At 68.9% G+C, this 2906-nt stretch carries 2 protein-coding genes and 1 pseudogene; all 3 read right to left on the bottom strand.

Annotation, left to right across the window (positions count from 1 at the left end):
* On the bottom strand, positions 1–968 hold a 968-nt coding region (locus tag LQV16_RS23305), incomplete at its 3' end, for a glycosyltransferase family 39 protein (protein ID WP_229996201.1).
* Entirely contained in the window at positions 969–2393 is a 1425-nt protein-coding gene (locus LQV16_RS23300) for a bifunctional glycosyltransferase family 2/GtrA family protein (RefSeq protein WP_229996200.1), read from the bottom strand.
* Between the two features lie 148 nt (positions 2394–2541).
* Positions 2542–2906 (bottom strand): annotated as a pseudogene (locus tag LQV16_RS23295) (hypothetical protein); the annotation flags it as partial.

Genomic DNA, 2906 nt, shown 5'->3' with positions numbered 1-2906 from the left:
CCGCCCGGCATGCCCCCGCCGGACCCGGGGATCCGGCCCAGGCCGTTGTCGCCGAACGTCAGTTCCAGGAAGCTGTTGGTCTCCGAACCTGCCATGTACGGGCGGACCGAGGCCGGGGTCAGCTGGAACAGCACAATGTAGCTTCCGGCCACAACGGCGATCCCTGCGGCGGCGGCCAGCAGGTGCAGAAGCCGGCGGCCGAGTGTGGTGGGCGCCGCCCACAGGTAGGCCAGGGCCAACCCGGGAACGATCAGGAAGCCCTGCAGCATCTTGGACAGGAACGCCAGGCCGATCACCGCGCCGGCCGCAGCGAGCCACTTCCAGCCGGCCTTCTCGATGGCGCGCGTGGTGAGGTAGGCGGCCAGCACCAGGCACAGCGTGAGCATCGCGTCCGGGTTGTTGAACCGGAACATGAGGGCGGCCACCGGGGTCAGCGCCAGGGCGGCGCCGGCGAGCAGGCCCGCCGCCGGTCCGGACACCCGCTTGACGGTCAGGTAGAGAAGCCCGACGGCGGCCACGCCCATGAGAGCCTGGGGAATGAGCATGCTCAGTGCCGAGAAGCCAAAGATCCGTCCCGCGAGGGCGGGGATCCAGAGGGCGGCGGGCGGTTTGTCCACCGTGATGGCATTGCCGGCGTCGAGCGAGCCGAACAGCAGCGCGGTCCAGTCCTTCGTCCCGGCCTGGATCGCCGCGGCGTAGAAGGAGTTGGCGTAGCCGGTGGCTTCCAGGTTCCACAGGTACAACGCTGCGGTGACCAGCAGCAACAGCGCTGCCGAGGGCCGCACCCAACGTGGCTGCGGTCCGAACAGCAGGCGGTCCCGGCTGCTCTGCGTTGTGCGGGTTGTCGGCAGGTGGGGCGCCGTCCCGGTGTCCTCAGGTACCGCGCGGGGAGTTTCCTGGGCTGCCGGCGGGCTGCCGGCTGGGGAGCCTCCCTGGGCTCCGGCGGTGGGGCTGATGGTTGCCGTCATTTACTTGGCCTTTTCTGTACTGGGGAGGAAAGTGTCGGTGGCGCCGGGCGCCGGAGCAGAGTCGGTAGGCCTGTGCCGGAAGACCACCAGCCGGAAGAGCAGGAATTTCACGGCTGTGGCGGCCAGGTTGGCGGCGGTGACCGTGAGCAGTTCAAGCCAGCGGTCCGGTGCCGCTCCCGACGCGGCGTGAACCAGGGCGAGTGCGCCCGAGGTCAGGGCCAGCCCGATCCCGAAGACCAGCAGCCCCTCGAAGTGGTGGCGTGCCGCCTGGCTGCTGCCCTGGATGCCGAACGTGAAGCGCCGGTTGGCCGCGGTGTTGGCCACGGCGGTGGTGAGCAACGCCAGGAAATTTGCCAGCTGCGGGTCCATGATCCCGCGGCAAAGCAGGAAAATTGCCAGGTATGCCAAGGTGGAGGCCACCCCGATGCTGCCGAAGCGGACCAGTTGCCCGAAGAGGCTTCCGCCGGGGCTTTGTTCCTGGGCCCGCGAGGAGGCCGGCAGCGGTCCGCGGGCCAGGGCGGCGCGCAGCTCGGGCACCGGGATCCGGCCCGAGACCAGGTCCCGGCTCAACCGTGCCATGCCGCGCAAGTCAGCGAGGGCAGTCTGGACGATGTCCACGCTGGAATCAGGGTCGTCGGTCCAGTCCACCGGGACTTCGTGGACGCGCAGGCCGCACTTTTCTGCCAGGACCAACAGCTCGGTGTCGAAGAACCAGGCGTTGTCCAGTGTGTGGGGGAGCAGTTGCCGGGCCACGTCCGCCCGGATCGCCTTGAAACCGCACTGCGCGTCGCTGAAGTGGGCGCCCATAAGGGACTGCAGCAGGAAGTTGTAGCTGCGCGAGATGAATTCGCGCTTGGGTCCACGGACCACGCGCGAGTTGCGGGTCAGGCGCGTCCCGATCGCCAGGTCGGAGTGCCCCGAAATGAGCGGCGCAAGGAGCGGGCCGAGGGCGGCCAGATCAGTGGAAAGATCCACGTCCATGTACGCCAGGACCGGCGACAGCGAGGCAAGCCACACCTTGCGAAGCGCGTTACCGCGGCCCTTTTCGGCCATATGGACCACGTTCACTTCGCGCAGCTCGCGGGCTACGCGTTCCGCCGCCTTGAGCGTTCCGTCGGTGCTGGCGTTGTCCGCCACCGTGATCCGGAAGGAGTGCGGGAAGGCGCCGAGAAGGTACGCGTGGAGCCGGCGCAGGCATGCTTCGAGATCCCGTTCCTCGTTGAAGACCGGAATGGTGACGTCCAGCAGGGGTGTGTTGGCGCGCGTGTCAATGGCTGAGCGCCGGCCGCCCGGGCCGGCAAGCGCCCCGGCGGACGTGCCCGGGCCAAGCGCTTCGGCCAGGGCAGGCCCCGGCCGTGCGGCCGGGCTGGCCGGCGTCGCCGTGGAGCGGAGCAGGGTTCCTGTGGCCTGGTCTGTGAATGTCATGGCTCAACTTTCCCGGCGGCCCATATGAGGGCTTTAGGGTCAAGCTGTGCGGGGGCTGTGGAAGTCCGGCTGGTCCGCCCCCGACACACAAGAAGGCCCCGGATCCATGTGGATCCGGGGCCTTCTGTGGAGGCCGGTTAGTGCCGGTTTAGTACCAGTTGTGTGCGTAGTGGAAGTTCAGGGCGCCGCAGGGGGAGCCGTAGCGTTCCTTGACGTAGTTCAGGCCCCAGTTGATCTGGGTCCGGTAGTTGGTCATGTAATCGGCGCCGGCGCTCGCCATCTTCGTGGCCGGCAGGGACTGGACCACGCCGTAGGCGCCGCTGCTGGGGTTGGTGGCAGTCGTCTTCCAGTCCGATTCCTTGGTCCAGAGCTTATGCAGGCACTGCATCTGGCCCGGTGCCCAGCCATAGCTGCCCAGCTGGGCCGCGGCGTAGGCCTGGGCCCCGGCGGGGTCGTCGACTGCGACCGGCGCAGCTGCGGGAGCCGGGGCAGCTGCCGGGGCCGGTGCGGGAG

Origin of the sequence: Arthrobacter sp. Bi26 (assembly GCF_918697925.1) — a bacterium.
Classification (GTDB): domain Bacteria; phylum Actinomycetota; class Actinomycetes; order Actinomycetales; family Micrococcaceae; genus Arthrobacter.
This window is presented reverse-complemented; position numbering and strand designations above follow the sequence as displayed.

Bases quoted from the DNA above. Each gene is read 5' to 3' on its own strand.
- LQV16_RS23300 (WP_229996200.1), bottom strand. From the start codon at position 2,393: ATGACATTCACAGACCAGGCCACAGGAACCCTGCTCCGCTCCACGGCG.